Genomic DNA, 2,906 nt, shown 5'->3' on the forward strand with positions numbered 1-2,906 from the left:
GCCCCTAGCTGCGTATTCAGAGCGTTTGTAGCGATAGTCTCTGACCATGTTGGTACCGCCCGGTGAGACAACTTCAATTACTACCAGCGGGGGTGGCATATCGCGAGTAATAATACCGCGACTTTTTCCTTGCAGAGCGGCATAGCATTCGTCACCAAGTATAACTAGATCTGGCAGTCGTATGGTTGATCTGCGTCCGGTCACTTCAATTTCTACCCTATGGCACAGGAGAGAAATGGGGACAACCTTAGCAAGTTCAAAGAGTAGCCGTATAACAATCTGGGAGTTTTCTATGGATTCGCAGGGCATGGCAACTAAGGCTCCATCCACCAACTCGTAGCGGGTATCAGTCCCATCGTCATAGGCGAGATAGTCCTCAATGGTTAAGATCTGGGTCGGGGGTTGAGTAGCTAGAACCATGATGATTGCTCCTACATGAGGGTAATCGAGAGCAGGTAATTAATTGAATTTTAACTAAGTGGTGCCCTAGAGTTGATCGCAGCGCTGTTGGAGGATTTGCCGCTGCTTTTCGGCTTCGGCGAGGGCATCGCGGGCAGCTTGCACCACATCAGGAGCGGCGCGATCGATGAAGTTAGGATTGCTTAAGCGGGTCTTGAGTCCTTGAATTTCGGCATCGAGTTTGGCGATCGCCTTGTCTAGCTTGGCGCGCAACGCGGCAACATCGACCACACCAGCAAGAGGAACAATGATTTGGACAGTGCTGCTCACGCCGACGATTGTTTGTCCCAAAGCTGTGACATCTTGCTCTGCCACTACTTGTAGATCCTCCACCTTTGCGAGATCACGGATGTAGGTTTGTCCCTCAGAGAGGATTTGGCGCTCATGGGGATTGTCACTCTGCAAGATGGCCCGAATTTTAGTAGCAGGTTTGATATCTGCTTCTGCCCGCAGGTTGCGCAGGGTGCGAATTACACCAATCAGTAGCTCAAAGTTCTGTTCTAGTTGGGGATCAATGAAGTTAGAGTCTGCTTCTGGATAGGCTTGCAGTGCTAGGAAGGTGCTGTTTTCCGCACCCGTAAGGGTATGCCAAATTTCTTCCGTGATGTGGGGCATGAAGGGATGGAGTAACCGGAGAGTGCCGTCTAGCACCGATGCCAGGATGGATTGGGCAGTGCGACGATCGTCCGCATCTTCTCCCTGCAACCGGGACTTCACCAGTTCAATGTACCAGTCGCAGAAATCTCCCCAGATGAACTCATACAAGCCCTTGGCGGCTTCCCCTAGGCCAAAGGTGTCGATGTAGGTGCGGGTCTGTTGGATAGTTTGGTGATAGCGGGAGAGAATCCAGCGATCGGCGAGGGAATAGGTGTTAGGGGGAGGATCTGTGGTTTGCTGGCTAGAACCTAGAACCTGAAAGTTCAAACCTGCTAGATTCATCATCACGAATCGGGAGGCATTCCACAGTTTGTTGCTGAAGTTGCGAGAGGCTTCCACTGAGGCAGATTCATCGGTTTTGCGGTTGTACTCTAGGCGGATGTCTTGCCCTGCGCCCACGACTTCGCGCACAAGGGCGTAGCGCAGGGAGTCAGTGCCATATTTGTCAATTAGCAACAGGGGATCGATACCATTATTGGCGGATTTGGACATCTTCTTATTGTTCTCATCCCGCACAAGACCATGAATATAGACGGTTTGGAAAGGCATTTTTCCGGTGAAGTGTCCGGCCATCATCGTCATGCGGGCAACCCAGAAGAAGATAATATCGAAGCCGGTGACCAAGGTGGTAGTGGGGTAGTAGGTGCGGAGGTCGGTGGTGTCAGCAGGCCAGCCCAGGGTGGAGAAGGGCCACAAAGCAGAGGAGAACCAAGTGTCAAGTACGTCAGGGTCTTGCTCTAGTTGCACATCGGCACCAAACTGGGCGATCGCTTTTTCCTCTGCCTCTGCTTGAGTGCGGGCGACCACGAAGGGGGTGTCGTCGGTGATTTCACCATTGGTTTCGCTGATGGCATACCAAGCAGGAATTTGGTGTCCCCACCACAGTTGACGGGAGATGCACCAATCTCTTAGGCTAACAAGCCAGTCACGGTAGACTTTTGTCCAGCGATCGGGCACAAATACGGGCAGAGTGTGGTTGTCCAAAAAGTCCAGTGCCCGGTCTGCTAGGGGACGAATCTGCACAAACCATTGGGTAGAGAGCAGTGGCTCTACAGGCACCTTGCCGCGATCGCTGTAGGGCACGGAATGTTTGTAGTCCTCTACCTTCACCAGATAGCCCAGTTCCTCCAATTTTGCTACTACGTTCTTGCGGGCAACGAAGCGATCCTGTCCCTGGAATTCACCTGCGTTTTCGTTGAGGGTGCCATCTTTATTCATGATTGTGATCATAGGCAGGTTGTGGCGCTTGCCCATCTCAAAGTCATTGGGATCATGGGCAGGAGTAACTTTCACACAACCCGTGCCAAACTCAGCATCTACGTAGGCATCGGCAATGATGGGGATTTCGCGATTGAGGATAGGTAGAGTGACCGTTTTGCCCACGATCGCCCGGTAGCGATCGTCTGCTGGGTTCACTGCCACCGCTGTATCTCCCAGCATTGTCTCTGGGCGTGTTGTTGCTACCTCCACATAGCCAGAACCATCCGTAAGAGGATAGCGGAAGTGCCATAGGTTACCATTCACCTCGCGATTTTCTACCTCTAGGTCAGACACCGCCGATTGGCTAGCCGGACACCAGTTCACCAAGTACTTGCCACGATAAATCAACCCTTCCTCATAAAGGCGGGTGAATGCCTCCACTACGGCTTGGGAGAGTCCTTCATCCATGGTGAACCGTTCCCGCGTCCAGTCCACGGATAGCCCCAAACGACGCAACTGCCCAACGATCGTCCCCCCCGATTCTTCTTTCCACTGCCATGCCTGCTCCAGGTATGCTTGCCGTCCAATAT

2 protein-coding genes are annotated in these 2,906 nt (G+C 52.6%); both read right to left on the minus strand.

The genetic code is table 11. The features are described 5' to 3' along the window. The coding region (locus NZ772_16615) for a Uma2 family endonuclease (protein MCS6815178.1) at positions 1-420 on the minus strand (420 nt) is incomplete at its 3' end. Positions 421-486: 66 nt separating this feature from the next. Beyond that, the coding region (locus NZ772_16620) for a valine--tRNA ligase (protein MCS6815179.1) at positions 487-2,906 on the minus strand (2,420 nt) is incomplete at its 5' end.

This window comes from Cyanobacteriota bacterium (assembly GCA_025054735.1).
Lineage (GTDB): Bacteria > Cyanobacteriota > Cyanobacteriia > SKYG9 > SKYG9 > SKYG9.